Source organism: Pseudomonas sp. NFACC41-3 (assembly GCF_900109505.1).
GTDB lineage: Bacteria > Pseudomonadota > Gammaproteobacteria > Pseudomonadales > Pseudomonadaceae > Aquipseudomonas > Aquipseudomonas chlororaphis.
In genome coordinates this window covers 549121-573416 of sequence record NZ_FOAE01000004.1, presented here as the reverse complement: position 1 = coordinate 573416, position 24296 = coordinate 549121, and the positions used below count along the sequence as shown (strand labels likewise).

Sequence of the window (24296 nt, the reverse complement as noted above, 5' to 3'; positions counted from 1 at the left end):
GCATGAGTAAATTCTGGAGTCCGTTCGTCAAGGACTTGGTGCCCTACGTGCCGGGCGAACAGCCGAAGCTGACCAAGCTGGTCAAGCTCAACACCAACGAAAACCCTTACGGCCCGTCGCCCAAGGCGCTGGCCGCGATGCAGGGCGAACTGAACGACAACCTGCGCCTGTACCCGGACCCCAACAGCGACCTGCTCAAGCAGGCGGTGGCCCGCTATTACGGGGTACAGAGCAATCAGGTGTTCCTCGGCAACGGTTCCGACGAAGTGCTGGCGCACATCTTCCACGGCTTGCTGCAGCACGAGCGGCCGCTGCTGTTCCCGGATATCAGCTACAGCTTCTATCCGGTGTATTGCGGCCTGTACGGCATCGACTTCGAGGCGGTGCCGCTGGATGAGCAGTTCCAGATCCGCCCAGCCGATTACGCCAGGCCGAACGGCGGGATCATCTTCCCCAACCCGAACGCGCCGACCGGTTGCCTGCTGGCCCTGGAGGCCGTCGAGCAGATCCTCAAGGCCAGCCCGGATTCGGTCGTGGTGGTGGACGAGGCGTACATCGACTTCGGCGGTGAAACCGCCATCAGCCTGGTGGATCGCTATCCGAACCTGCTGGTGACCCAGACCCTGTCCAAGTCCCGTTCGCTGGCTGGCCTGCGGGTCGGCCTGGCGGTGGGGCACCCGGACCTGATCGAAGCGCTGGAGCGGATCAAGAACAGCTTCAACTCCTACCCGCTGGATCGCCTGGCGATCGTCGGGGCCGCGGCGGCGTTCGACGATCGCGAGTACTTCGCCAAGACCTGCCAGCTGGTGATCGACAGCCGCGAGCAGGTGGTGACGCAGTTGCGCGCCAAGGGCTTTGAAGTGCTGCCGTCGGCCGCCAACTTCATCTTTGCCCGTCATCCACAACACGATGCGGCGGGCCTGGCGGCCAAGCTGCGGGAGCAGGGGGTGATTGTCCGGCACTTCAAGCAGGAGCGGATTGCCCAGTTCCTGCGGATCAGTATCGGCACGCCGGAGCAGAACCAGGCCCTGATCGACGGCCTGGGCGAGCTGTAAGCCCTATCGCGAGCCAGCTCGCTCCAAGAGGAGAGAGCTGGCTCGCGATGCCTTTACTCTTTTTCCTTGACCGGCGCCGGTGGCGGGCGCAGGCCGATTTCAGCGGTGAGCTTGAGCTCCTTGCCGTTGCGCATCACCTGGATGCTGACCTTGTCGCTGGGTTTGATCCGCGCCACTTGGTTCATCGAGCGACGGCCATCGCCGGCCGGTTCACCATCGATGCTGAGAATCACGTCACCCAACTGCATGCCGGCTTTTTGCGCCGGACCGTCGCGGAAAATCCCCGCCACCACGATGCCCGGGCGCCCGGACAAGCCGAACGATTCGGCCAGTTCCTGGGTCAGCGGCTGCACCTCGATACCCAGCCAGCCACGAATCACCTGGCCGTGCTCGATGATCGACTTCATCACCTCCATGGCCAGCTTGATCGGGATGGCGAAGCCAATGCCCTGGGAACCGCCGGACTTGGAGAAGATCGCCGTGTTGATCCCGGTCAGGTTACCGTTGGCATCCACCAGCGCGCCGCCGGAGTTGCCCGGGTTGATCGCCGCGTCGGTCTGGATGAAGTCTTCGTAGTTGTTCAGGCCCAGCTGATTGCGCCCGGTGGCGCTGATGATGCCCATGGTCACGGTCTGGCCGACCCCGAACGGGTTGCCGATGGCCAGGGTCACGTCGCCGATGCGGATGCTGTCGGAGCGTCCGACGGTGATCGAAGGCAGGTTCTTCAGATCGATCTTGAGGACCGCCAGGTCGGTTTCCGGATCGCTGCCGATCACATGGGCCAGGGTTTCACGACCGTCCTTGAGCGCCACCACAATCTGTTCGGCGCCGGCGGTCACGTGGTTGTTGGTCAGCAGATAACCTTCGGGGCTCATGATCACCCCGGAGCCCAGGCTCGATTCCATGCGCTGCTGCTTGGGCAGGTTGTCGCCGAAGAAGCGGCGGAACTGCGGGTCCTCGAACAACGGGTGCGCCGGTTTGTTGATGACCTTGGTGGTGTACAGGTTGACCACCGCCGGCGCGGCGATCGCCACGGCATCGGCATAGGACACCGGGCCTTGTCGAAGCGCCTTGGTTTGTGGGGCTTGCTGCAGGTTGACGTCCAGGCTGGGCAGGCCGACCCATTGCGGGTAGCGCTGAATTATCAGCAACGCGATAAGCACGCCGGCCAACAGTGGCCAGCCAAAAAAACGCAGAGCCTTGAGCATTGAGCAAGTCCTGAGAGGTTGCAGGCCGCCCGGGACGGCCCATAATGTCGCGCATTATACGAGGCCGCGCGCGCCTCTGAACGGGATATTTAGGAGTCTTTTATGGCTGTTGCCCTGAGCACTCTGGTAGAGGAAGCGGACCGCTACCTGGGCAGTTCGCGAATCGCCGATTACTGCCCCAATGGTCTGCAGGTCGAAGGCCGGCCACAGGTGATGCGCATCGTCAGCGGCGTCACGGCCAGCCAGGCGTTGCTCGATGCCGCGGTGGAGGCCAATGCCGATCTGGTGCTGGTGCATCACGGCTATTTCTGGAAAGGCGAGAACCCCTGCATCACCGGCATGAAGCAGCGCCGGCTGAAAACCCTGCTCAAGCACGATATCAGCCTGCTGGCTTATCACCTGCCGCTGGACCTGCACCCGGATGTCGGCAACAACGTGCAGCTGGCGCGGCAGCTGGATATCACCGTGGAAGGTCCGCTGGACCCGGACAACCTGAAGATCGTCGGGCTGGTCGGCTCCCTTGCCGAGCCCATGACCGCGCGGGACTTCGCGCGCAAGGTCCAGGAGGTGATGGGGCGCGAGCCACTGGTGGTCGAAGGCAGCAAGATGATCCGGCGTGTCGGCTGGTGCACCGGCGGCGGCCAGGGCTACATCGACCAGGCGGTGCTGGCCGGCGTCGATCTGTATCTGAGCGGCGAGGCCTCGGAGCAGACCTTCCACAGCGCCCGGGAAAATGACATCAGTTTCATCGCCGCCGGCCATCACGCCACCGAGCGTTACGGCGTGCAGGCGCTGGGGGACTACCTGGCCCGACGCTTCGCCCTCGAACACTTGTTCATCGACTGCCCGAACCCTATATAAAGCCTTGTCCTGTAGCCGCTGCCGCAGGCTGCGGCAAGGCCCGCAGGGCCTTCAAGAGCACGCCTGCTGCGCAGTCGATCGCAGCCTGCGGCAGCGGCTACAGAGAGGCGTAAACACAACAAACAGGCGGGTATATTCATATACCGTTTCGATCTAGCTGGCGTCCTGATTAGAAGAGGTCGCTGTGCTAGCATGCCCCGCTCGAACACGGCCCGCAGGCCGTCCATAAGAAAGCTTTCGTGAGTAGCCATGGTCGACAAACTGACGCATCTGAAACAGCTGGAGGCGGAAAGCATCCACATCATCCGCGAGGTGGCCGCCGAGTTCGACAACCCGGTGATGCTGTACTCCATCGGTAAAGACTCCGCCGTGATGCTGCACCTGGCGCGCAAGGCGTTCTTCCCGGGCAAGCTGCCGTTTCCGGTGATGCACGTCGACACCCAGTGGAAATTCCAGGAGATGTACAAGTTCCGCGATCGCATGGTCGAAGAGCTGGGCCTGGAACTGATCACCCACGTCAACCCGGAAGGCGTTGCGCAGGGCATCAACCCCTTCACCCACGGCAGTGCCAAGCACACCGACATCATGAAAACCGAGGGCCTCAAGCAGGCGCTGGACAAGTACGGTTTCGATGCGGCGTTCGGCGGTGCCCGGCGTGACGAAGAGAAATCCCGCGCCAAGGAGCGCGTGTATTCGTTCCGCGACAGCAAGCATCGCTGGGACCCGAAGAACCAGCGCCCCGAGCTGTGGAACGTCTACAACGGCAAGGTCAACAAGGGCGAGTCGATCCGCGTCTTCCCGCTGTCGAACTGGACCGAGCTGGACATCTGGCAATACATCTATCTGGAAGGCATCCCGATCGTGCCGCTGTACTTCGCCGCCGAGCGCGAAGTGATCGAGAAGAACGGCACCCTGATCATGATCGACGACGAGCGCATTCTCGAGCACCTCTCCGACGAGGAGAAGGCCCGCATCGTCAAGAAGAAGGTGCGTTTCCGTACCCTTGGCTGCTACCCGTTGACGGGCGCGGTGGAGTCCGAGGCCGAAAGCCTGACGGACATCATTCAGGAAATGCTCCTGACGCGAACTTCCGAGCGCCAGGGCCGGGTCATCGATCACGATGGCGCCGGTTCCATGGAAGACAAGAAACGTCAGGGCTACTTTTAAGCTTCGAGTTACAAGCGGCAAGCTGCAAGTTAAAGGCGGTATGCGTAATTTTGCAGCTTGGTGCTTGCAGCTGGTTGTTGCGAGCCGCTATCGAGTGACTCGCAATGGACTTCGAGAAACTGGTTGTTTGGCAGAGAAGCAGATGTTTAGCGGTGGGGATTTATAGAGAGCTTGCAGGATGTGGGGATTTTGGTTTCAAGGATCAAATTACCCGGTCTGCACTTTCGGTGCCTTCCAATATTGCAGAAGGCATGGAACGTCACAGCGCTAAAGAAAAAGTTTACTTTCTTTGGATCGCAAAGGCTTCTTGCGGGGAGCTACGTACCCAGATCCTCATTGGTCGTGACATTGCTTACATAGCCGGTCCACTGGCTGAAAACTGGATTACAGAAACTCGCGAGCTCTCAAAAATGCTCTGCGGCCTGATCAACAAAATTTCTGACTAGCTGTACGCCGACAAGCTTGCCGCTTGAAGCTTACAGCTTGGAGCTTGAATGCAATGAGCCATCAATCCGAATTGATCAGCGAGGACATCCTCGCCTACCTGGCCCAGCACGAACGCAAAGAACTGCTGCGCTTCTTGACCTGCGGCAACGTCGACGACGGCAAGAGCACCCTGATCGGGCGCCTGCTGCACGATTCGAAGATGATCTACGAAGACCATCTGGAAGCCATTACCCGCGACTCGAAAAAAGTCGGCACCACCGGCGACGATATCGACCTGGCGTTGCTGGTCGACGGCCTGCAGGCCGAGCGGGAGCAGGGCATCACCATCGATGTCGCCTACCGCTACTTCTCCACCGCCAAGCGCAAATTCATCATCGCCGACACCCCCGGCCATGAGCAGTACACCCGCAACATGGCCACTGGTGCTTCCACCTGTGACCTGGCGATCATCCTGGTGGATGCCCGTTACGGCGTGCAGACCCAGACCCGTCGCCACAGCTTCATCGCCTCCCTGCTGGGCATCAAGCACATAGTCGTGGCCATCAACAAGATGGACCTCAAGGACTTCGACCAGGGCGTGTTCGAGTCGATCAAGGCCGACTACCTGAAGTTCGCCGAAGGCCTGAAGATGAAGCCCACCAGCCTGCACTTCGTGCCGATGTCGGCCCTCAAGGGCGACAACGTGGTGAACAAGTCCGAGCGTTCGCCGTGGTACACCGGCCAGTCGCTGATGGAGATCCTCGAGACCGTGGAAGTGGCGGGCGACCGCAACTTCAGCGACCTGCGCTTCCCGGTGCAGTACGTGAACCGTCCGAACCTGAACTTCCGTGGTTTCGCCGGGACCCTGGCCAGCGGCATCGTGCACAAGGGCGACGAAGTCGTGGTGCTGCCATCGGGCAAGAGCAGCCGGGTGAAATCCATCGTCACCTTCGAAGGCGAGCTGGAGCATGCTGGCCCGGGCCAGGCCGTGACCCTGACCATGGAAGACGAGATCGACATCTCCCGTGGCGACCTGCTGGTGCATGCCGACAACGTACCGCCGGTGACCGACAGCTTTGAAGCCATGCTGGTCTGGATGGCCGAAGAGCCGATGCTGCCGGGCAAGAAATACGACATCAAGCGCGCCACCAGCTACGTGCCGGGCTCCATCGCCAGCATCGTCAACAGGGTCGACGTGAACACCCTTGAAGAAGGTCCGGCCAGCGCCCTGCAACTGAACGAGATCGGCAAGGTCAAGATCGCCCTCGACGCGCCGATTGCCCTCGACGGTTACGACAGCAACCGCACCACCGGTGCGTTCATCGTCATCGACCGCTTGACCAACGGTACTGTCGGCGCTGGCATGATCGTCGCCCAGCCTGTGGTGCATGGCAGCAGCACGCACCATGGCAAGCTGGCCCATGTCGCCACCGAGGAGCGTGCCCAGCGCTTCGGCCAGCAACCGGCCACCGTGCTGTTCAGCGGCCTGTCCGGCGCCGGCAAGAGCACCCTGGCCTACGCGGTCGAGCGCAAGCTGTTCGACCTGGGCCGCGCGGTGTTCGTCCTCGACGGCCAGAACCTGCGTCACGACCTGAACAAGGGCCTGCCCCAGGATCGCGCCGGGCGTACCGAGAACTGGCGGCGTGCCGCGCACGTGGCGCGCCAGTTCAACGAAGCCGGCCTGCTGACCCTGGCGGCGTTCGTTGCACCGAGTGCGGAAGGTCGTGAACAAGCCAGGGATCTGATCGGCAAGGAACGTCTGCTGACGGTCTACGTCCAGGCTTCGCCGGCGGCCTGCGCCGAGCGTGATCCGCAGGGCTTGTACGCCGCGGGCGGGGATAACATCCCGGGCGAGTCCTTCCCGTACGACGTGCCGCTGGATGCCGATCTGGTGATCGATACCCAGTCCGTGTCGCTGGAAGAGGGCGTCAAGCAAGTGCTGGAACTGCTGCGCAAGCGTGGCGCGATCTAAGCTTTAGCGGCCAATGAAAAGCCCGCCGTCGAGTGATCGACGGCGGGCTTTTTTGTGGCCTTGAAAAGCTATCGCGGGCGTTCCGTTATTTGCCCGGATATTCCCGATGCATCTGTTCCAGCAGCGCATCCTTGTTCTGCCACAGCTGGTTGATCCAGCCCTGGAACTCCAGGCGATACACGCCATCCTGGTCGTAGTTCTTGCCGATGAACTGCGGCGGGATCGGCAACTCCTCGAAATGCACCACCACCTCGTTGACCTTGCCGCACAGCAGGTCCCAATAACCCGGCTGGCCCGCCGGATAATGAATGGTGACGTTGACGATGGATTCCAGCTGCTCGCCCATGGCGTCCAGCACGAAGGCGATGCCGCCGGCCTTGGGCTTGAGCAGGTAGCGGAACGGCGAGGCCTGTTGCGCGTGCTTGGCCTGGGTGAAGCGTGTGCCCTCGACGAAGTTGAAGATGCCCACCGGGTTGTCGCGGAATTTCGCGCAGGTCTTGCGGGTGGTCTCCAGGTCCTTGCCCTTTTTCTCCGGGTGTTTTTCCAGGTAGGCCTTGGAGTAGCGCTTCATGAACGGGAAGCCCAGGGCCCACCAGGCCAGGCCGATCACCGGCACCCAGATCAGCTCCTGCTTGAGGAAGAACTTCAGCGGGCGGATACGCCGGTTGAGCACGTATTGCAGGACCATGATGTCGACCCAGCTCTGGTGGTTGCTGGTGATCAGGTACGAGTGCCGGTAGTCCAGGCTGTCGAGCCCGCTGAGGTGCCAGCGGGTGTGCCCGAGCAGGCTCATCCAGGCCTTGTTGTTGCTGATCCAGGCTTCATGGATGTGGCTCATCAGCCAGTCGGTGAAGCGCTGGGCCACCGGGAAGGGCAGCAGCAACTTGAAGATCGCCACCACGAACAGCGGGGTGCAGCAGACAATGGTGTTGAGCGCCAACAACAGCGAGGCGATCACGCCCCGCAGCGGTGCAGGTAGAAAATCCAATTTACACATCCAGGGGTCGGTTGGCGGCTTGAATCGCAGTCAGGGCGATGGTGTAGACGATGTCGTCGACCTGGGCGCCGCGCGGCAGGTCGTTCACCGGTTTGCGCAGGCCTTGCAGCATCGGCCCGAGGCTGACGCAGTCGGCGCTGCGCTGCACGGCCTTGTGGGTGGTGTTGCCGGTGTTCAGGTCGGGGAACACGAAGACCGTGGCCTTGCCCGCGACCAGGCTGTTGGGCGCCAGTTGCTGGGCCACAGCTTCGTTGGCCGCGGCATCGTATTGCAACGGGCCGTCGATCAGCAGCGAGCTCTGGGCTTCATGGGCCAGCAAGGTGGCTTCGCGGACTTTCTCCACTTCTTCGCCACTGGCCGATTCGCCGCTGGAATAGCTGATCATCGCCACCCGTGGGGTGATGCCGAACGCGGCCGCCGAGTCGGCGCTTTGCAGGGCGATCTCGGCCAGCTCGCTGGCGCTCGGGTGCGGGTTCATCACGCAGTCGCCGTAGACCAGCACCTGCTCGGGGAACAGCATGAAAAATACCGACGACACCAGGGTGCAGCCCGGCGCGGTCTTGATCAACTGCAGGGCCGGGCGGATGGTATTGGCGGTGGAGTGGATCAGGCCGGACACCAGGCCATCGACTTCGTCCAGGGCCAGCATCATGGTGCCGATCACCACCGGGTCTTCCAGTTGCTGTTCGGCCATCGGCGCGTTGAGGCTCTTGCTCTTGCGCAGCGCCACCATCGGTTCGACGTAACGCTCGCGGATCTGGTCCGGGTCGATGACTTCCAGGCCCGGCGGCAGCTCGATGCCCTGGGCCCGGGCGACCGCCTCGACATCCGCCGGCTTGGCCAGCAGCACGCAACGGGCGATGCCGCGCGCCTGGCAGATCGCCGCGGCCTGCACGGTCAGCGGCTCGCTGCCTTCGGGCAGGACGATGCGCTTGTTGGCTTCCTGGGCGCGCTGGATCAACTGGTAGCGGAACACCGCCGGCGACAGGCGCATTTCCCGCGGCGTGCCGCAGCGCTGGTGCAGCCACTTGGCGTCCAGGTGGCTGGCGACGAAGTCGGTGATGATCTCCGCGCGCTCGCGGTCGTCGATGGGGATTTCCTTGTTCAGGCCGTTCAACTGGTTGGCGGTGTCGTAGGAACCGGTGCTCACCGACAGCACCGGCAGGCCGGCATTCAAGGCGCCGCGGCACAGCTCCATGATCCGCGGGTCGGGCAGGGTGTCGCTGGTCAGCAGCAGCCCGGCCAGGGGCACGCCGTTGATCGCCGCCAGGCTCACGGCGAGGATGATGTCGTCGCGATCGCCGGGCGTCACTACCAATACGCCGGGCTTGAGCAGCTCCACGGTGTTACGCATGGTGCGCGCGCAGATGATGATCTTGGTCATGCGCCGGCTTTCGTAATCGCCGGCGTTGAGCACCTGGGCGCCCATCAGGTCGGCGACGTCGCGGGTGCGCGGTGCGTTCAGTTCCGGTTGGAAGGGGATACAGCCGAGCAGGCGGAAGTCGCCGCTGCGCAGCAGGGGCGAGTGCTCTTTCAGGCGGGCGGAAAAGGCTTCCATGCTTTCGTCGGTCCGCACCTTGTTGAGGATCACCCCCAGCACTTTCGGATCGCGCGGGCCACCGAACAGCTGCGCCTGCAACTCCACGCGACCGGACAGCTCGGTGAGCACTTCGTTTTCCGGGGCGGACACCAGGATCACCTCGGCATCCAGGCTTTTCGCCAGGTGCAGGTTGACCCGCGCGGCATAGCTGGCGCTGCGGGTCGGCACCATGCCTTCGACCACCAGCACGTCCTTGCCGACGGCCGCCTGCTGGTACAGGGTGATGATTTCTTCCAGCAGTTCGTCCAGCTGGCCGTCGCCGAGCATCCGTTCGACATGGGCCAGGCCCAGCGGCTGCGGCGGTTTCAGGCCATGGGTGCGGGCCACCAGCTCGGTCGAGCGTTCAGGGCCGGTATCGCCTGGGTGAGGCTGGGCAATGGGTTTGAAGAAGCCGACCTTGAGGCCGGCCCGTTCCAGAGTACGCACCAGCCCGAGGCTGATGGAGGTCAGACCCACACCAAAATCGGTGGGCGCGATAAAAAAAGTTTGCATGCGGATTCTCGACGGGTGCATGGCCACGGTGAGTCGCTTATGTTTACTGCTCTACCGGAAATTCAGGCGCCAAGGTTAGCGCTAACCGAGCCTTGTGCGCACCAACCGCAGGCAAAGGGCTGGCCTATTTTTTCCGCACGCTTGAGCGGATCCAGGATCCAGGCCCGGGATTGCCAGGGCGGCTGGTGGCGCAGGTGCTGGGTATGGCCGCAGGACAGCTCGACGACCCAGTGGCCGTCTTCATCCTGATGAAAGCCGACGATCGTCGAGCCAGGCGTCAGGTTCCGTTTGTCCGGGTTCCGTTCGCTTTCGGGCGATTGCTTCGCTAAACTTGGACGTTCTTCATTCTTATGCAAAAGGTCTCGCCCCATGCTGATCGCCGCCAACAAGGCTGTCTCCATCGACTATACCCTCACCAACGACGCTGGTGAGGTCATCGACAGCTCCGCCGGCGGCGCACCGCTGGTCTACCTGCATGGCGCAGGGAACATTATTCCAGGCCTGGAAAAGGCCCTGGAAGGCAAGAACGTCGGCGACGAGCTGAGCGTTGCCGTTGAGCCGGAAGATGCCTATGGCGAATACGCCGCCGAACTGGTCAGCACCCTGAGCCGCAGCATGTTCGAAGGCGTCGACGAACTGGAAGTGGGCATGCAGTTCCACGCTTCCGCTCCGGACGGCCAGATGCAGATCGTCACCATCCGCGACCTGGACGGCGACGACGTGACTGTCGACGGCAACCACCCGCTGGCCGGCCAGCGCCTGAACTTCAAGGTCAAGGTTGTCGACATCCGTGATGCCAGCCAGGAAGAAATCGCCCATGGTCACGTCCATGGCGAAGGTGGCCATCACCACTGATTTCTGCGCTAAGCTCAAATCTGACTGGAGAGGCGCCCGAGGGCGCCTTTTTAGTCGGCGGCTTTTATCGCCGGGCAACAGGCGGTACTGTCGAGTGGCTGTTTTCTGCAAGAACACGGGAATTTGGAGTTCGTCATGAGTGCTTTTCACGACCTTAAATTGAAAGCCCTGGATGGTCAGGAGCTACCGCTCGCGCCTTTCAAGGGGCACGTCGTGCTGGTGGTCAACGTCGCCTCCAAGTGTGGTCTGACACCACAATACGCGGCGCTGGAGAACCTCTACCAGCAATACAAAGGCCAGGGGTTCAGCGTGCTGGGCCTGCCGTGTAATCAGTTTGCCGGGCAGGAGCCGGGCTCCGAGCAGGAGATCCAGGAATTCTGCAGCCTCAACTACGGGGTGACCTTTCCGTTGAGCAGCAAGCTGGATGTCAACGGTCCGGAGCGCCATCAGTTGTACCGTCTGCTGGCGGGCGAAGGGGCGGAATTCCCGGGCGACATCACCTGGAATTTCGAGAAATTCCTGCTGGGCAAGGACGGCCGCGTCCTGGCGCGTTTCTCCCCACGCACCGCGCCCGACGATTCGACGGTCATCCAGGCCATCGAAAAAGCCTTGAGCTGAATCTGCACGCCGGGCCCCGCTGCCCGGCCGGTTTTACCGCGCGTTCGCGCACCTTCGCTTTCCTCCGCTTTGGCACCTTAATCACCCCGATCAATAGTGCTGGGCGTTGCCGGGAGTACGGAATATTATCGCCATCATAAGGCCGTCGGTGTACCCGCCCGACTTGCCATTTTCCGCGATTAAGACCGTCAGCCCTGGAGTACCGCATGCCCGTTCAAGCCTTGTTCAAACCCTTTCAGCTGGGTGCCCTGGAGCTGTCGACCCGGGTGGTGATGGCGCCGATGACCCGTTCGTTTTCCCCAGGTGGCGTGCCGAACTCGAAAGTCATCGAGTACTACCGTCGTCGCGCCGCGGCCGGGGTCGGCCTGATCATCACCGAAGGCACCACGGTCGGGCACAAGGCCTCCAACGGCTATCCGAACGTTCCGCGTTTTTATGGCGAAGCAGCCCTGGCCGGCTGGAAGAAGGTGGTGGACGCGGTGCACGCCGAAGGCGGCAAGATCGTTCCGCAGCTGTGGCATGTGGGCAATGTGCGCCGCCTGGGCACCGAGCCGGACGCCAGCGTGCCGGGTTACGGCCCGTCGGAGAAACTCAAGGACGGCCAGGTGGTGGTCCACGGCATGACCCAGGACGACATCGGCGAAGTGATCGCTGCTTTCGCCCAGGCCGCCAAGGATGCCCAGGACATCGGTATGGACGGCGTGGAGATCCACGGCGCCCACGGTTACCTGGTCGACCAGTTCTTCTGGGAGGGCAGCAACCAGCGTACCGACGAGTACGGTGGCGACCTGGCCCAGCGTTCGCGGTTTGCCATCGAGCTGATCCAGGCCGTGCGCGCCGCGGTGGGCCCTGGCTTCCCGATCATCTTCCGTTTTTCGCAGTGGAAGCAGCAGGACTACAGCGCCCGCCTGGTCCAAACCCCCGAGGCCTTGGGCGAGTTCCTCAAGCCGCTGGCGGACGCTGGCGTGGACATCTTCCACTGCTCCACCCGGCGTTTCTGGGAGCCGGAGTTCGAGGGTTCCGAGCTGAACCTGGCCGGCTGGACCCGCCAGCTCACCGGCAAGCCGACCATCACCGTGGGCAGCGTCGGCCTCGACGGCGAGTTCCTGCAGTTCATGGTCAACACCGACAAGGTGGCGCAGCCGGCGAGCCTGGAAAAGCTCCTGGAGCGTCTGAACAACGACGAATTCGACCTGGTAGCGGTAGGGCGCGCGTTGCTGGTGGACCCGGACTGGGCGCAGAAGGTGCGGGACGGTCGCGAGCAGGACATCCTGCCGTTCAGCCGTGAGGCGTTGATGACGCTGGTCTGAGCGCGGCCTCTGGAAACGCTATCGCGAGCAAGCTCGCTCCTGCAACGGGCACTGTCTAGGTAGGAGCGAGCTTGCTCGCGATGTTTTCAGGGCAACAATCGCCCCTCAGGCACCACCACTTCTTCCGTGCAAGCGCCGCGCAGCTGGCTTTCAAACTGCTCGATGATCGCCGCCCAGCCCTGGCGGCTGGCATGCTGGCGGGCATTGAGGCGCACCCGGCGCAAGGTTTCGGGATCTTCCAGCAGCCAGCTGGCGGCATCGCAGAACGCGCATTCGTCCCCGGGCATCGCCAGCACACCGTTGTAGCCATGGCGAATATGCTGGGCCGCCGCGGCCTGGTCGTAAGCCACCACGGCCAGCCCCGAGGCCAGGGCCTCCAGCACCACGTTGCCGAAGGTTTCGGTCAGGCTCGGGAACAGGAACAGATCTCCCGACGCATAGTGGCTGGCCAGCGCTTCGCCGCGTTGCGAGCCGCAGAACACGGCGTCCGGCAACTCCTTCTGCAGGACCGCGCGTTGCGGACCATCACCCACCACGATCAATTTCATGGACTGCTGTGGATAAGTGCTCTGTAGCTGGGCGAAGCAGCGTTTGAGCAGGCCCAGGTTTTTCTCCGGCGCCAGGCGGCCAACGTGAATCACCGCGATATCGTCGTTGCCCAGGCCCCAGCCTTGGCGCAGTTCGTTGAGGCGCTTGGCCGGGTGGAACAGCTGGCTGTCGACCCCGCGCGACAGCAGCGCCAGGCGTTCGAAGTTGCGCCGCTCCAGCTCCAGGCGCTGGCTGGCGCTGGGCACCAGGGTCAGCTTGGAGCGGTTGTGGAACCAGCGCAGGTAGTGGGTCAGCAGGCGCGTCAGCAAACCCAGGCCGTACTGGCTGGAGTACTGCTGGAAGTTGGTGTGGAAACCGCTGACCACGGAGATCCCCAGGCGCCGCGCCGCCCGCAGCGCGGACAGGCCCAGCGGGCCCTCGGTGGCGATGTACAGCACATCCGGGCGATGACGTTTCCAGCGCCGCAACAGCTTGTGCATCGACGACTGGCCCCACTGCAGCCCCGGATAACCCGGCAGTGGCCAGCCGCGGCACAGCAGCAGGCCGTCGTCGCTGATCCGGTTCTGATCGCTGCCCTGGCGCGGGCGGATCAGTTCCACCTGGTGTCCACGGGCGCGCAATCCATCGCACAGGCGGCCAAGGGTATTGGCCACGCCATTGATTTCCGGTGGGAAGGTTTCGGTGATCAGAGTGATATGCAGAGCTGTCGTCATGGCCTCAGTGTCAGCCGGGGCCATGTCGTCATTGTGACGTTGCGATGATGGATTTGTGACCCGCTCAGCGTTGCTGGGTCACCAGGCTTTCCGCGCCGCGCTCACGCACCCAGAACAGCGTCGCCCCGGCCACCGCCGCTGGCATCATCAAGATGTTGACCACCGGGATCAGCAGCACCAGATAGACGATCCCGCCAAAGCTCATGCTCTGCCAGCGCTTTTCCCGCAGCCAGGCGAGCATCTCGTTCCAGCCCAGCTTGTGGTTGTCCGCCGGGTAGTCGATGTACTGGATCGCCATCATCCATACGCCGAACAGCAGCCACAGCGGCGCGGCCACCAGGTTCACCACCGGAATGAAGGACAGGATGAACAGGCCGATGGCCCGCGGCAGGAAATAACCCAGCTTGCGCATTTCCCGGGCCAGGGTGCGCGGGATCATGGCCAGCAGTTCGGCCCAGCTGAAGGGCGGGAAATCGTCGGTGCCACGGACCACCACTTCGACTTTCTCCGCGAGAAACCCGTTGAAGGGCGCGGCAATCACGTTGGCCAGCATGGTGAAGGTGAAAAACACCATCAGCAGCACCAGCACCACGAACAGCGGCCAGAGGATGTAGCTGAGAAAGCTCAGCCAGTCCGGCAGGGACGGCATCAGGGTGTCGACCCACAGGCTGAACTGGTGGCCGGCGAAATAGATCAATCCGACGAACAGCACCAGGTTGATGGCCAGGGGCAAAAGGACGAACAGACGCAAGCCGGGGCTGAGCACCAGCTTGAGGCCTTCGCGCAGGTATTGCGGGCCGGAGAGAACGGGGGCGGGCATAAGGAGCTCCGTGCAAGGGGAAAACGCGCCGACCTTACCGGCTTTGCCCCACCGGCGAAAGCGCAGTCGTTAGGTCGACATCAACTGTAACAAAGGCGCCGGTAAATACACCGATACCAGATAGAGACCTCCTATGAGCTGGATTGTTAAACCGTATTTCCTTAATCTTCGCCCCCTCTATACGCTGCACCCATTATTTTTCGGACGGGCGAACCTGAAGCCTTCCCCAAGTGCTTTCGCCGTCCTTTTTTATTCCAGCCGGCAATCCGGCGTTCCGCGCCAGTGATCCGGGCCGGTCGATAGGAGTGAGTCATGTCTGATGTACGTCATTCGCGTGTGATTATTCTCGGTTCCGGCCCTGCCGGTTACAGCGCCGCGGTCTATGCTGCACGCGCCAACCTGAAGCCGCTGCTGATTACCGGCATGCAGGCCGGCGGTCAGCTGACCACCACCACCGAAGTCGACAACTGGCCGGGCGACGTCCACGGCCTGACCGGCCCGGCGCTGATGGAGCGCATGCGTGAACACGCCGAGCGTTTCGAGACCGAAATCGTCTTCGATCACATCAATGCCGTGGACTTCGCCGCCAAGCCATACACCCTGACCGGCGACAGCGCGACCTACACCTGCGACGCCCTGATCATCGCCACTGGCGCCAGCGCCCGTTACCTGGGCCTGCCTTCGGAAGAAGCGTTCATGGGCAAGGGCGTGTCGGCCTGCGCGACCTGCGACGGTTTCTTCTATCGCAACAAGCCAGTGGCGGTGGTCGGTGGTGGCAACACCGCTGTCGAAGAAGCCCTGTACCTGGCCAACATCGCCAGCAAGGTCACCCTGATCCACCGTCGCGATACCTTCCGCGCCGAGAAGATCCTGATCGACAAGCTCAATGCCCGGGTTGCCGAAGGCAAGATCGAGCTCAAGCTGAACGCCAACCTGGACGAAGTGCTGGGCGACAACATGGGTGTCACCGGCGCGCGCCTGAAGAACAACGACGGCAGCTTCGACGAAATCAAGGTCGACGGCGTGTTCATCGCCATCGGCCACACCCCGAACACTTCGCTGTTCGAAGGCCAGCTGGAGCTGAAGGACGGCTACTTGGTCGTGCAGGGCGGCCGTGAAGGCAACGCCACCGCCACCAGCATCGCGGGCATCTTCGCCGCCGGCGACGTGGCCGACCACGTGTACCGCCAGGCCATTACCTCGGCCGGCGCCGGCTGCATGGCCGCCCTGGACACCGAGCGTTACCTTGATGGCCTGCAGAACGCTTGATTCTCAGACCGTTGCAATGAAAAAACCGGCCCAGGCCGGTTTTTTTATGGATCATTGAAACTTGTAGCCGCTGCCGAGCAGCGCGAGGCTGCGAGCGATTTGGGCGGCAATCCGACGAAGCGGGCGCCACTTTTGAGGGCGCAGGAGGTCCTGCGACCAGCGTAGCCCGGACCATCGCAGCCTGCGGCAGCGGCTACAGGGTTTAGACTCAGGCCTTGCGGGTCAGTGGCTGCTGGGTGAACTTCACACCCGCCAGGCCATGGGCGATCAGCGCGCGGATATTGCCGTGGTCGCTGCCTTCAGGGGTGGCCAGTACCGAGCGGTAATGTTCGCCGAACGCCAGCAGTGCTTCTTCGTCGCTCAAGCCTTCCAGCAGGGCCAGGCCCAGGGTCTTGCACGAACCTTCGTTCTGCCCGGCGGCGTTTTCCACGCCACCGTTGTTGAAGGCCTGCGGCTGGTAGTCGTAGCCCGCGGCGATAAAGGCCAGGGTGTCGGCGAAGACATGCTCGCCGCTCTTGAGGCTGGCGCGCAGGGTGTTCAGGTCAGTCATGGGGTTTTCCTTTGGCGAACGCCGCTTGCTGCTCGGCGCTGGCTTCTTTCTGGTAGAGGTTCTTCCACTCGGCGTAGGGCATGCCATACACCACTTCACGGGCGTCATCGAGGCTGACCTCGATCTGGCGCTCTTCGGCCTCGGCCTTGTACCACTTGGACAGGCAGTTGCGGCAGAAGCCGGCGAGGTTCATCAGGTCGATGTTCTGCACGTCCTTGCGGCTGTCCAGGTGCGCGACCAGGCGGCGGAAGGCGGCGGCTTCGAGTTCCAGGCGTTGTTGCTCGGTCATGTTCGGCTCTGTGCGATCAAATGTGGCGCGGATGATATCAGCGGCTGGCCGCGAGGGTGATCGACACCGACTCGGCAAAACGCAGGGCGTGGGGTTTGTCGACTTCGACCTCGGCGTACAGCACCGATTCGTTGGCCATGATCAGATCGAGGATTTCCTGGGTCAGGCGCTCGAGCAGGGCAAAGCGGTTGCCCTCCACGTGGGCGATGATCGCCTTGGTGATGGTGCGGTAGTTCAGCGCATGGTCGATGTCGTTGTCGCGCACGGCTTCTTGCGCGGCATACAGGATGGTCAGGTTGATCAGCACATCCTGCTTGTTGAGGATCTCGTCTTCGTTGATTCCGATGAAGGTCCGCAGGCACAGGTCCTTGACCCGGATGCGAGCCATTCCTGGCTGAAGTTGTGGCATTGCTACTTGCTCCGTCCGATCAATTGCAGGAATTCCTGGCGCGTGGTGCTCGAATCGCGAAAGGCGCCGAGCATCACCGAAGTGTGCATGGTCGAGTTCTGCTTCTCGACTCCGCGCATCATCATGCACATGTGCTGGGCTTCGACGACCACCGCGACGCCGGCGGCCTGGGTTACCCGCTGCACCGCGTCGGCGATTTCCCGCGTGAGGTTTTCCTGGATCTGCAGGCGGCGGGCGAACATGTCGACGATCCGGGCGATCTTCGACAGGCCCAGCACCTTGCCGGTGGGAATATAAGCCACATGGGCCTTGCCGATGAAGGGCAGCAGGTGATGTTCGCACAGGGAATAGAGTTCGATGTCGGCGACTATGACCATTTCATCGTTGTCGGAGGCGAACAGCGCGCCATTGACCACCTCGTCCACCGACTGGCTGTAGCCATGACACAGGTACTGCATGGCCTTGGCCGCGCGTTGCGGGGTGTCGAGCAGGCCTTCGCGCTCGGGGTCTTCGCCGAGACCCTTGAGGATCTCGCGGTAGTGCTGGGGCAGGGAAAGCGTCATGCAACGTCCTCGCGGGAAGCCTTACTTGAGGTGCCGCCCGCCGTTGACGGTCAGGGTCGTGCCGGTGACATAAGGGTTGTCGAGCAGATAACGCAGGCTCTGGTAGACCACCTCGCAACCGGGTTCGATGCCCAGGGCGGACTTGGCCAGGGCCTTGGCGCGGTACGCCGCGTCGTCGTCGGGATTGAACATTAACAGAGCCGGGGCGATGCCGTTGACCTTGATCGTCGGGGCATATTTCGCCGCGAAGGACAGGGTCAGGCTGTCGAGGCCGGCCTTGGTGGCGCAATAGGCGATGTGCTTGCTGCTGCCGCGGCGCGTGACGTCGTCGCCGATGTGCACGATGTCGGCGGGGCTGGAGCGCCGCAGCAGGTCGGCGCAATGCAGGTTGATCAGGTAGGGCGCGAGCATGTGCACGCTGAACATGTCGGCGAAGGCCGCGCTTTCCTGGCCGGGCGTTTCCTCCAGCCATTGCGAGGCGTTGTGCACGATCGCCCGCAGGCTGTCGGTGTGCTCGTGCAATTGGCTGATGAAGGCCTGGATCCCGGCTTCGCTGGAGAAGTCAGCGAACAGGGCAATCGCGCCACGCTCGCGCAAGGCCTGCACGCCCGGGCGCTCGGTGCGATAGCTGATGATCACCCGGTGACCGTCTTCCAGCAGGCGCAATGCGCAATGCAGGCCGACACGCTGGCCGGCGCCGGTGATCAGGATCGGGGCAGGGGAAGTAGTCATGAACGGCTCGCGTCGCAGGTAGAGCAAAACTATACCAGCGCGGGGCGGGGTTCGCCCAAGCCGCTGCAGGAGCGTGCGGGCGGCAATCCGACTTGCCCGCGATGATGGCGCCGCGGTCTGTCTGGCAGACCGCGTTATCGTTCATCGCCGGCGAGCCGATTCCTACCGGTGGCTCTGCGGGGAGGGTGCTGTCGGCAGCGGACGGGCTGGCGTGCTGTTCAGCCACCCGGACAGCAGGCGGGTGGACAGCGGAATGAACCAGTAGACCATCAGCGGCGTCAGGGCCAGGGTGCTGACGAGCACCCGCGGCGCCAGGCTGAGTTCGCCCAGCAACGGGCTGAGGATGAAGTTGAAAATCAGCGACACCGGGAAGAACGCCAGCCAAATGGCCACCGCCTGCTTCCAGCGCGGAGGGCGCTGGCCGGCCGCGCCGAACCAGCCGTCGATGCCGCTGACCCGGTGTTCATGGGGATGGGCGAACAGGTCGCTGCCGCGGGCCAGCCAGGCGGTGCGCGAGGCGGAGTGCTCCCAGACGTGCAGGGTCTGCTCGTCGGCGAAGCGGAAGATGATCTGGAATTCGTCATCGTCGGGCGGCGGAGCGAGCACGCCGGAGCCGAGATAACCGGGGAAGTCGGTGGCCAATTGTTCGCCTTCGCGCAGCCAGGCGATCAGGTCCTGGTAACGGCCATCGGCGACACGCCGGGCGACCATCAGGGTGACGGGTGAGGTAGACATTATGTATCTCCGTAAAACCAATGCGCTGCCTGGGTAAGGCCGTACGCCGGACGCAGCACCGGGGTGTTGGGCTGCGTCTTGAAAGCAAGCAAGGATTATTCCTGATTGTGACAAATACACCAGAGGCAGCGGTCGCTTTGCCCTGTGTTGAAGAACTGTCACCGATGGGGAGTAGAATGGCCGTCACTTTATCCATCGGTGTTTTCTGCCCAGATGCCCGTTATTACTGAACTTTCCCGCCCGACACAGCCCCTCGACCAACCCTCGCAGGACGATCTGTTTCCAATCCGGGAAGTTTCACGGCTCACGGGGATCAACCCGGTGACCCTGCGGGCCTGGGAGCGTCGTTATGGATTGATCCAGCCGACGCGCACCGAGAGTGGGCACCGTTTGTATTCGATGCACGATGTCGAGACGGTCCGCGAGATCCTCGGCTGGATCGATCGAGGTGTCGCGGTCAGCAAGGTCGGCAAGATCCTCGCCAAGACCCGGGCCGCCCGCGAGGCGCCGCAAGCCATGCCGGGCGATAGCGCATCGGGCGATTACCGGCAGTGGCAGGGGCAACTCAAGCGGGCGGTCGGCGGCTTCGACGAGCCGCACCTGGAGCGGCTGTACGGCCAGATCTTCGCCAGCTATTCATTGTCGGTGGTGTTCCAGGACATCCTGATGCCGTTCTGGCGGCAGCTGGCGCAGCACCAGGAACCTTACGGCCACACCAGCGAATGGCTGTTCTTCGATCACTTCCTGCGTTCGCGGGTCTCCCAGCGCCTGCTGTTGCAGCGCGGCCAACCGCTGCGCCCGGTGCTGCTGGCGGCGCTTGCCGGGCAATGCCGGGAGCTGGAATTGCTGGTGGCGGCGCTGATGCTGGGCAGTGCCGAGTTGGAAGTCCGGGTGCTGGCGCTGGGGCAGCCGTTCGACGAGCTGACCCTGGTCTGCGAGAAGATCAAGCCCCAGGCGCTGGTGCTGTTTTCCAATCACGCGCCGGCGCTGGAGCTGCCTCGACGCTTGAACCGCCTGGCGTTGACCCTGGAGTGTCCGCTGATGCTGGCGGGAGATGTCGCCGAGCTGGCCCAGGACAGCCTGAGCGCTTCGCCGGTGGGCTGCCTGGGGAGTGACGGGCGTTTGATGATGCAGCGCCTGCGGCAGTTTCTCAGCGGTACGCTCGATACCTGAGCTGATACCCAGGCAGCCAAAAGCTGCGATTTCAGATATGCAGGTTGGGGTGTGCCAGGCGGTGCTGTTGCAGGATGAACTGGCGCAGGCGCTCGGTTTCATCCGTGTCGCTCTGGTTCAACCGATACGCATAGAAGCCGGCGTCGGTCTGGCGTTCGAGGCGGCCGCGCAGGGCGATGCGCTCGTAACCCGACGGGCTGAACCACTGGGCGAACTGCTTTGGCGCTTTGGCCCGGTTGCGGATTTCCAGCAACACGCTGTTGAACGACACCTCATGCACCCACAGCGCAGTGGGCTGCCCCTTGGCGTTTTCCAAGGCCACCGGCTCCGCCAGCGTCAGGCGCCAGGGGCGGACCCTCGGCCCGTCCTCGAAGATGCTCGGCACGCCCAGGCGCAGATGCAGCGCGTGGAACTCGTCTTCCACCAGGTGCAGGGGAAAGGTCATCTGCTGGTTTTCAAAGTGCGCCTGGATAGTCACTTGCTCATTGGCCGCCAGGCGGGTGAGCAGGTCGCGGATCTGTGAGCCTCCATTCACCAGCAGGCTCGAGTTCGCATCCCGCACGTTGAGTTGCGGGTTGTGCTGCATGGTCTGAATGAAGTCCAGTTCATCCTGGGTGAGGAGAGCGTCACGGCGCATGATGTTGCTCGAAGGAGAAGGTGACAAAATCATTGGTGATTAAGCGTACTGACAACTAATTCGACATCTTGTTAGAGCCGCTCGTCGCCTGGAAAGCGGCGAGTTCCGCGCGGGTTTCGGCCAGCTCCTTTTCCACCTGCGCCAGCCGTTGCTGGGCCTTGACCTGGACCGTCACATCTTTCTGCACCCCGACAAAATAGGTCAACTGGTCGCTTTCGTTGAACACCGGGGTGATCGACAGTTCGTTCCAGAAGTGGCTGCCGTCCTTGCGGTAGTTGCGCAGCACCTGGCGGCAGGGCTGGCCGCTATCCAAGGCCTGGCGAATCAGCGGGATTCCCGGTTGGTCACGGTCGCCCGACTGGAGAAAGCGGCAATCCTGGTAAAGCACCTCGTCGGCGCTGTAGCCGGTGAGCCGTTCGAACGCCGGGTTGACGTAGATGATGATGTTGTCTTCGCCTTCCTGTTCGGCCACGACAATCCCGTCGTTGGAGGCGTTGATCACCAGTTGCAGCAGATGGGCGTTGATCATCGGAGGCTTTCCGCAGTCGATCGGCAGGTGGCGGCAATTCTAAGACATGGCGCGAAGCTGTCCACTGGCCATGATGGGTAAATCGCGCTACAAGGCTGGATTTTTTCGCGCAACTGTTAATATCCCAGTCTTTTACTCAGCTTCAGGATCAGATTGATGAAAGTCGCCATCCTTTCCGGCTCGGTGTACGGCACGGCTGAAGAAGTCGCCCGGCACGCCGCCAAGCTCCTCAATGCCGCAGGTTTCGAGGCCTGGCACAACCCGCGCGCGACCCTGGCGGATGTCCAGGCGTTCGGCCCCGAGGCGTTCCTGGCCGTGACCTCGACCACCGGCATGGGCGAGTTGCCGGACAACCTGCTGCCGCTGTATTTGGCCATTCGCGATCAACTGCCGGCGGCCTGGCGCGGTTTGCCCGGCGCGGTGATCGGCCTGGGCGATTCGAGCTATGGCGACACCTTCTGTGGCGGTGGCGAGCAGATGCGCGAACTGTTCGCCGAGCTGGGCGTGCGTGAAGTGCTGGCAATGCTGCGCCTGGACGCCAGTGAAAGCGTGACCCCGGAAACCGACGCCGAGCCTTGGCTGGCCGAGTTGATCAGCGCTCTGCGCGGCTGACCGGCCGCTCGCGCAAAAGCGCCAGCCAGGCTTGCGCGGCCTTGGACAGATAGGCGCCCTGGCGCCAGATGAAGGCGATGTCCCAACGCAGGTAGTCGGGCGCTTGCAGCGTCAGGCGTACCACGCCGGGCCGCACCAGGCCGCGCGCCACCACGCTGGGCAACAGCACCACGCCTTGCCCGGCGGCCACCAGGGCGGCGAGAAAGTCCGCCTGGCCGCTGCGCCCACCTTCCTTCGGGGTGAACCCCACCTGCTGACAGGCCTGCAACAGCCGGTCGTTGAGCACGAAACTGCGCTGATAAAGCAGGAACGGCGTGTCCGCCAGTTCCTCCAGGCGCACCTGGGCCTTGATCGCCAGTGGATGATCGGCCGGTAGCAAGGCATCCAGCGGTTCGTCGCAGAAAGGCTGGTAGGCGAAGGTTGGATCCTTGGGTGTCAGGCTGCCGCCGATCTCCAGTTCGCCGTTGAGCACCGCCTGCTCGATATTCAGGCTGCCGCCTTCAAGCAGCTGCACGCTGATGTTCGGGTAGCGCCTGCGGTACTCGGCGAACAGGCCGGCGAACAGTGCGTCGCTGCCCAGCAGGGGCAGGCCCAGGCGCAATTCCCCGCGGGCCAACAGGCTCAGGTCGTCCAGCTCGCTGAGCAACTCATTGCGCAGGCGCAGCATGCCTTCGGCGCGTTGCAGCACCACGCTGCCGGCGGCGGTGAGATGAATGTGCGAGCCCTGGCGATCCAGCAATGGCGTGCCCAGGCTCTGTTCCAACTGGGCGATCTGCTTGCTCACCGCCGACTGGCTGATGTGCAGGGTCTTGGCGGCCTGGGTGAAGCCGCCCTGGTGAATCACTTCGACAAAGCTGCGCAGCTGTTTGAAATCCATGTTTTGGGTCCGTGCTCTTAATTCCATTCTGGAATGGCTTCCAGTCTAACAATTCGCTTCGGTGATGGCAGGCACTTGCCTAAAATGCAGGCCTGCGAGGACCGAATTCCATGAACGCTTCCACCTTGAAACACCTGGGTCGCCTGTTATCCGAACTGGCGGTGTTGCTGGCTATTTATCTGTTCGGCTGCCAGCTGGCCGGGTGGCTGGCGTGGCCGATTCCTGGCGGGGTGATCGGCCTGGCCCTGCTGTTGCTGGCGTTCGCCCTGGGCTGGGTCAAGCCGGCAGCGCTGCAAATGGGCGCGGGCCTGCTGATGGCCGAGATGCTGCTGTTCTTCATTCCGGCCCTGATGAGCCTGCTGGACTACGGCGGCCTGCTGCGCCAGGACGGCTGGCGGATCCTGCTGGTGATTGGCGTCAGTACGCTGATGGTGATGCTGGTCACCGCGTTCACGGTGGAGTGGGTGTGCCGCTGGAGAATGCGCCATGACGCTTGAGCCCATGCCGGTGTTCTGGCTGTTGCTGACGCTCGCGGCCTATCTGTTCAGCCGCTGGATCTACCGGCGCACCGGGCGCTACCTGCTGTCGCCGCTGATCCTGGTGCCGGCCCTGTTGCTGGCGATCGCTGTGCCGCTGCACACCGCCTATGCCGAATACGCCGCCAATACCCATTGGCTGATGCTGGTGCTGGGGCCGGTCACCGTGGCTTTCGCAGTGCCGATCTGGCAGCAGCGGCAGCTGTTGGTGCGGCATTGGTCGGCGTTGCTCCTGGGCATGCTGGCGGGCAGCGCGGCGTCTATCGCCAGCTCCTTCGGACTGGCGCGGGTGCTGGCCCTGGACAGCTCGGTGACTATGTCCCTGGTGCCGCGTTCGATCACCACGCCCTTCGCCATGCCGCTGGCCCATGACCTGGGCGGCGTGCCCGAACTGACGGCGGTGTTCGTGATGTTCACCGGGGTGTTCGGCGCCATGCTCGGCGGTGTCCTGCTCAAGTGGCTGCCGCTGCGCAGTGCCCTGGCTCGCGGTGCTTTGTTCGGGGTCGGCGCCCACGGCGCCGGGGTCAGCCGCGCCCATGAAGTCGGTGGCGAAGAGGGCTCGGTGGCTGGGTTGGTGATGGTCCTCACGGGCCTGCTGAACCTGTTCGCCGCCCCTTTATTGGCGTCGTTGCTTTGACGTTTGACCTGTGCCGATTGCAACTAAAATGACCACTGACCCGCTCGGTCAGTAAGCTGGCTGCCAAGGCAACTACCTGAACCCGAGGGGCTGACTAGACTGATC

28 protein-coding genes are annotated in these 24296 nt (G+C 63.1%); 13 read left to right on the top strand and 15 right to left on the bottom strand.

The window, feature by feature from the left end; all coding sequences use genetic code 11:
- Window positions 1–2: 2 nt before the first annotated feature.
- A complete protein-coding gene (gene hisC, locus BMY68_RS20750) occupies window positions 3–1055 on the top strand; it encodes a histidinol-phosphate transaminase (protein ID WP_085529842.1) in 1053 nt (350 codons plus the stop codon).
- Between the two features lie 53 nt (window positions 1056–1108).
- Here hisC and algW read toward each other — a convergent pair whose 3' ends face one another.
- Window positions 1109–2263 (bottom strand): Do family serine endopeptidase AlgW, encoded by a 1155-nt coding sequence (gene algW, locus BMY68_RS20745; RefSeq protein ID WP_007929855.1) that lies wholly within the window; start codon window positions 2261–2263, stop codon window positions 1109–1111.
- Between the two features lie 102 nt (window positions 2264–2365).
- On the opposite strand from algW, the gene BMY68_RS20740 reads away from it, so the two are divergent.
- The 4 genes from BMY68_RS20740 (at window position 2366) to cysN (ending at window position 6689) form a co-directional block, all read left to right on the top strand.
- A complete protein-coding gene (locus tag BMY68_RS20740) occupies window positions 2366–3124 on the top strand; it encodes a Nif3-like dinuclear metal center hexameric protein (RefSeq protein WP_009042201.1) in 759 nt (252 codons plus the stop codon).
- A gap of 249 nt (window positions 3125–3373) precedes the next feature.
- On the top strand, window positions 3374–4291 hold the full coding sequence (gene cysD / locus BMY68_RS20730; protein ID WP_007929849.1) for a sulfate adenylyltransferase subunit CysD: 918 nt from the start codon (window positions 3374–3376) through the stop codon (window positions 4289–4291).
- A gap of 104 nt (window positions 4292–4395) precedes the next feature.
- Window positions 4396–4737, top strand: coding sequence for a four helix bundle protein (locus tag BMY68_RS20725; protein WP_080577926.1), 342 nt, complete (start codon window positions 4396–4398; stop codon window positions 4735–4737).
- 53 nt (window positions 4738–4790) lie between these two features.
- A complete protein-coding gene (gene cysN / locus BMY68_RS20720; RefSeq protein WP_053259659.1) occupies window positions 4791–6689 on the top strand; it encodes a sulfate adenylyltransferase subunit CysN in 1899 nt (632 codons plus the stop codon).
- 85 nt (window positions 6690–6774) lie between these two features.
- Here the strand turns inward: cysN and BMY68_RS20715 are convergent, their stop codons facing one another.
- From BMY68_RS20715 to BMY68_RS20705, 3 genes are all read right to left on the bottom strand, one after another.
- Window positions 6775–7686: an acyltransferase gene (locus BMY68_RS20715; RefSeq protein ID WP_085529844.1), complete on the bottom strand. Its 912-nt coding sequence runs from the start codon at window positions 7684–7686 to the stop codon at window positions 6775–6777.
- Complete coding sequence (gene pta, locus BMY68_RS20710) at window positions 7679–9778, bottom strand: phosphate acetyltransferase (RefSeq protein ID WP_009042204.1); 2100 nt, start codon at window positions 9776–9778, stop codon at window positions 7679–7681. The genes BMY68_RS20715 and pta overlap by 8 nt, the downstream gene beginning before the upstream one ends.
- Before the next feature lie 62 nt (window positions 9779–9840).
- Window positions 9841–10179, bottom strand: a complete 339-nt coding sequence (locus BMY68_RS20705; RefSeq protein WP_081002212.1) for a DUF3565 domain-containing protein — start codon at window positions 10177–10179, stop codon at window positions 9841–9843.
- Here BMY68_RS20705 and BMY68_RS20700 point away from each other — a divergent pair.
- The 3 genes from BMY68_RS20700 to BMY68_RS20690 all read left to right on the top strand — a co-directional run bounded on the left by BMY68_RS20700 (window position 10148) and on the right by BMY68_RS20690 (window position 12561).
- Window positions 10148–10633, top strand: coding sequence for an FKBP-type peptidyl-prolyl cis-trans isomerase (locus tag BMY68_RS20700; RefSeq protein WP_007929845.1), 486 nt, complete (start codon window positions 10148–10150; stop codon window positions 10631–10633). The genes BMY68_RS20705 and BMY68_RS20700 overlap by 32 nt on opposite strands.
- Window positions 10634–10768: 135 nt before the next feature.
- A complete protein-coding gene (locus BMY68_RS20695) occupies window positions 10769–11251 on the top strand; it encodes a glutathione peroxidase (RefSeq protein WP_009042206.1) in 483 nt (160 codons plus the stop codon).
- A 206-nt stretch (window positions 11252–11457) separates the two neighbouring features.
- On the top strand, window positions 11458–12561 hold the full coding sequence (locus BMY68_RS20690; RefSeq protein WP_085529845.1) for an NADH:flavin oxidoreductase: 1104 nt from the start codon (window positions 11458–11460) through the stop codon (window positions 12559–12561).
- 86 nt (window positions 12562–12647) lie between these two features.
- On the opposite strand, the gene BMY68_RS20685 is transcribed toward BMY68_RS20690, so the two are convergent.
- Window positions 12648–13847: a glycosyltransferase family 4 protein gene (locus BMY68_RS20685; RefSeq protein ID WP_085529846.1), complete on the bottom strand. Its 1200-nt coding sequence runs from the start codon at window positions 13845–13847 to the stop codon at window positions 12648–12650.
- Between the two features lie 40 nt (window positions 13848–13887).
- Window positions 13888–14643 carry a sulfate transporter CysZ gene (cysZ, locus tag BMY68_RS20680; RefSeq protein ID WP_053259664.1) on the bottom strand — a complete coding sequence of 252 codons (756 nt, stop codon included), beginning with the start codon at window positions 14641–14643 and terminating at the stop codon, window positions 13888–13890.
- Between the two features lie 312 nt (window positions 14644–14955).
- On the opposite strand from cysZ, the gene trxB reads away from it, so the two are divergent.
- Complete coding sequence (gene trxB / locus BMY68_RS20670) at window positions 14956–15912, top strand: thioredoxin-disulfide reductase (protein WP_009042210.1); 957 nt, start codon at window positions 14956–14958, stop codon at window positions 15910–15912.
- 208 nt (window positions 15913–16120) lie between these two features.
- On the opposite strand, the gene BMY68_RS20665 is transcribed toward trxB, so the two are convergent.
- The 6 genes from BMY68_RS20665 to BMY68_RS20640 all read right to left on the bottom strand — a co-directional run bounded on the left by BMY68_RS20665 (window position 16121) and on the right by BMY68_RS20640 (window position 19190).
- Window positions 16121–16462 (bottom strand): HopJ type III effector protein, encoded by a 342-nt coding sequence (locus BMY68_RS20665; protein WP_085529847.1) that lies wholly within the window; start codon window positions 16460–16462, stop codon window positions 16121–16123.
- A complete protein-coding gene (locus tag BMY68_RS20660) occupies window positions 16455–16751 on the bottom strand; it encodes a DUF1244 domain-containing protein (protein WP_085529848.1) in 297 nt (98 codons plus the stop codon). Before BMY68_RS20660 ends, BMY68_RS20665 begins: the two co-directional genes overlap by 8 nt.
- A 37-nt stretch (window positions 16752–16788) precedes the next feature.
- On the bottom strand, window positions 16789–17160 hold the full coding sequence (gene folX / locus BMY68_RS20655) for a dihydroneopterin triphosphate 2'-epimerase (protein WP_007929829.1): 372 nt from the start codon (window positions 17158–17160) through the stop codon (window positions 16789–16791).
- Between the two features lie 2 nt (window positions 17161–17162).
- On the bottom strand, window positions 17163–17723 hold the full coding sequence (folE, locus tag BMY68_RS20650) for a GTP cyclohydrolase I FolE (RefSeq protein WP_007929828.1): 561 nt from the start codon (window positions 17721–17723) through the stop codon (window positions 17163–17165).
- Between the two features lie 21 nt (window positions 17724–17744).
- Entirely contained in the window at window positions 17745–18455 is a 711-nt protein-coding gene (gene folM, locus BMY68_RS20645; protein ID WP_007929827.1) for a dihydromonapterin reductase, read from the bottom strand.
- A gap of 162 nt (window positions 18456–18617) precedes the next feature.
- Complete coding sequence (locus BMY68_RS20640) at window positions 18618–19190, bottom strand: antibiotic biosynthesis monooxygenase (protein WP_009042214.1); 573 nt, start codon at window positions 19188–19190, stop codon at window positions 18618–18620.
- Window positions 19191–19403: 213 nt separating this feature from the next.
- Between BMY68_RS20640 and BMY68_RS20635 the strand changes: the two genes are divergently transcribed.
- Window positions 19404–20363 carry a MerR family transcriptional regulator gene (locus tag BMY68_RS20635; protein ID WP_085529849.1) on the top strand — a complete coding sequence of 320 codons (960 nt, stop codon included), beginning with the start codon at window positions 19404–19406 and terminating at the stop codon, window positions 20361–20363.
- Window positions 20364–20394: 31 nt separating this feature from the next.
- On the opposite strand, the gene BMY68_RS20630 is transcribed toward BMY68_RS20635, so the two are convergent.
- Both BMY68_RS20630 and BMY68_RS20625 read right to left on the bottom strand, forming a co-directional pair.
- Window positions 20395–21000: a hypothetical protein gene (locus BMY68_RS20630; RefSeq protein ID WP_085529850.1), complete on the bottom strand. Its 606-nt coding sequence runs from the start codon at window positions 20998–21000 to the stop codon at window positions 20395–20397.
- A gap of 55 nt (window positions 21001–21055) precedes the next feature.
- Window positions 21056–21529 carry a PAS domain-containing protein gene (locus BMY68_RS20625; RefSeq protein ID WP_085529851.1) on the bottom strand — a complete coding sequence of 158 codons (474 nt, stop codon included), beginning with the start codon at window positions 21527–21529 and terminating at the stop codon, window positions 21056–21058.
- Window positions 21530–21685: 156 nt separating this feature from the next.
- On the opposite strand from BMY68_RS20625, the gene BMY68_RS20620 reads away from it, so the two are divergent.
- A complete protein-coding gene (locus BMY68_RS20620) occupies window positions 21686–22141 on the top strand; it encodes a flavodoxin (RefSeq protein ID WP_009042218.1) in 456 nt (151 codons plus the stop codon).
- Here BMY68_RS20620 and BMY68_RS20615 read toward each other — a convergent pair.
- Window positions 22122–23018, bottom strand: a complete 897-nt coding sequence (locus tag BMY68_RS20615) for a LysR family transcriptional regulator (RefSeq protein WP_007929807.1) — start codon at window positions 23016–23018, stop codon at window positions 22122–22124. The genes BMY68_RS20620 and BMY68_RS20615 overlap by 20 nt on opposite strands.
- A gap of 110 nt (window positions 23019–23128) precedes the next feature.
- Here BMY68_RS20615 and BMY68_RS20610 point away from each other — a divergent pair, with 110 nt between their 5' ends.
- Together BMY68_RS20610 and BMY68_RS20605 are read left to right on the top strand one after the other, a co-directional pair.
- Window positions 23129–23515, top strand: a complete 387-nt coding sequence (locus tag BMY68_RS20610; RefSeq protein ID WP_007929806.1) for a CidA/LrgA family protein — start codon at window positions 23129–23131, stop codon at window positions 23513–23515.
- Window positions 23505–24191 (top strand): LrgB family protein, encoded by a 687-nt coding sequence (locus BMY68_RS20605; protein ID WP_085529852.1) that lies wholly within the window; start codon window positions 23505–23507, stop codon window positions 24189–24191. The genes BMY68_RS20610 and BMY68_RS20605 overlap by 11 nt, the downstream gene beginning before the upstream one ends.
- Window positions 24192–24296 lie beyond the last annotated feature (105 nt).

Bases quoted from the DNA above. Each gene is read 5' to 3' on its own strand.
- hisC (WP_085529842.1), top strand. From the start codon at position 3: ATGAGTAAATTCTGGAGTCCGTTCGTCAAGGACTTGGTGCCCTACGTG.
- algW (WP_007929855.1), bottom strand. From the start codon at position 2,263: ATGCTCAAGGCTCTGCGTTTTTTTGGCTGGCCACTGTTGGCCGGCGTG.
- BMY68_RS20740 (WP_009042201.1), top strand. From the start codon at position 2,366: ATGGCTGTTGCCCTGAGCACTCTGGTAGAGGAAGCGGACCGCTACCTG.
- cysD (WP_007929849.1), top strand. From the start codon at position 3,374: ATGGTCGACAAACTGACGCATCTGAAACAGCTGGAGGCGGAAAGCATC.
- BMY68_RS20725 (WP_080577926.1), top strand. From the start codon at position 4,396: ATGGACTTCGAGAAACTGGTTGTTTGGCAGAGAAGCAGATGTTTAGCG.
- cysN (WP_053259659.1), top strand. From the start codon at position 4,791: ATGAGCCATCAATCCGAATTGATCAGCGAGGACATCCTCGCCTACCTG.
- BMY68_RS20715 (WP_085529844.1), bottom strand. From the start codon at position 7,686: ATGTGTAAATTGGATTTTCTACCTGCACCGCTGCGGGGCGTGATCGCC.
- pta (WP_009042204.1), bottom strand. From the start codon at position 9,778: ATGCAAACTTTTTTTATCGCGCCCACCGATTTTGGTGTGGGTCTGACC.
- BMY68_RS20700 (WP_007929845.1), top strand. From the start codon at position 10,148: ATGCTGATCGCCGCCAACAAGGCTGTCTCCATCGACTATACCCTCACC.
- BMY68_RS20705 (WP_081002212.1), bottom strand. From the start codon at position 10,179: ATGGAGACAGCCTTGTTGGCGGCGATCAGCATGGGGCGAGACCTTTTG.
- BMY68_RS20695 (WP_009042206.1), top strand. From the start codon at position 10,769: ATGAGTGCTTTTCACGACCTTAAATTGAAAGCCCTGGATGGTCAGGAG.
- BMY68_RS20690 (WP_085529845.1), top strand. From the start codon at position 11,458: ATGCCCGTTCAAGCCTTGTTCAAACCCTTTCAGCTGGGTGCCCTGGAG.
- BMY68_RS20685 (WP_085529846.1), bottom strand. From the start codon at position 13,847: ATGGCCCCGGCTGACACTGAGGCCATGACGACAGCTCTGCATATCACT.
- cysZ (WP_053259664.1), bottom strand. From the start codon at position 14,643: ATGCCCGCCCCCGTTCTCTCCGGCCCGCAATACCTGCGCGAAGGCCTC.
- trxB (WP_009042210.1), top strand. From the start codon at position 14,956: ATGTCTGATGTACGTCATTCGCGTGTGATTATTCTCGGTTCCGGCCCT.
- BMY68_RS20665 (WP_085529847.1), bottom strand. From the start codon at position 16,462: ATGACTGACCTGAACACCCTGCGCGCCAGCCTCAAGAGCGGCGAGCAT.
- BMY68_RS20660 (WP_085529848.1), bottom strand. From the start codon at position 16,751: ATGACCGAGCAACAACGCCTGGAACTCGAAGCCGCCGCCTTCCGCCGC.
- folX (WP_007929829.1), bottom strand. From the start codon at position 17,160: ATGCCACAACTTCAGCCAGGAATGGCTCGCATCCGGGTCAAGGACCTG.
- folE (WP_007929828.1), bottom strand. From the start codon at position 17,723: ATGACGCTTTCCCTGCCCCAGCACTACCGCGAGATCCTCAAGGGTCTC.
- folM (WP_007929827.1), bottom strand. From the start codon at position 18,455: ATGACTACTTCCCCTGCCCCGATCCTGATCACCGGCGCCGGCCAGCGT.
- BMY68_RS20640 (WP_009042214.1), bottom strand. From the start codon at position 19,190: ATGTCTACCTCACCCGTCACCCTGATGGTCGCCCGGCGTGTCGCCGAT.
- BMY68_RS20635 (WP_085529849.1), top strand. From the start codon at position 19,404: ATGCCCGTTATTACTGAACTTTCCCGCCCGACACAGCCCCTCGACCAA.
- BMY68_RS20630 (WP_085529850.1), bottom strand. From the start codon at position 21,000: ATGCGCCGTGACGCTCTCCTCACCCAGGATGAACTGGACTTCATTCAG.
- BMY68_RS20625 (WP_085529851.1), bottom strand. From the start codon at position 21,529: ATGATCAACGCCCATCTGCTGCAACTGGTGATCAACGCCTCCAACGAC.
- BMY68_RS20620 (WP_009042218.1), top strand. From the start codon at position 21,686: ATGAAAGTCGCCATCCTTTCCGGCTCGGTGTACGGCACGGCTGAAGAA.
- BMY68_RS20615 (WP_007929807.1), bottom strand. From the start codon at position 23,018: ATGGATTTCAAACAGCTGCGCAGCTTTGTCGAAGTGATTCACCAGGGC.
- BMY68_RS20610 (WP_007929806.1), top strand. From the start codon at position 23,129: ATGAACGCTTCCACCTTGAAACACCTGGGTCGCCTGTTATCCGAACTG.
- BMY68_RS20605 (WP_085529852.1), top strand. From the start codon at position 23,505: ATGACGCTTGAGCCCATGCCGGTGTTCTGGCTGTTGCTGACGCTCGCG.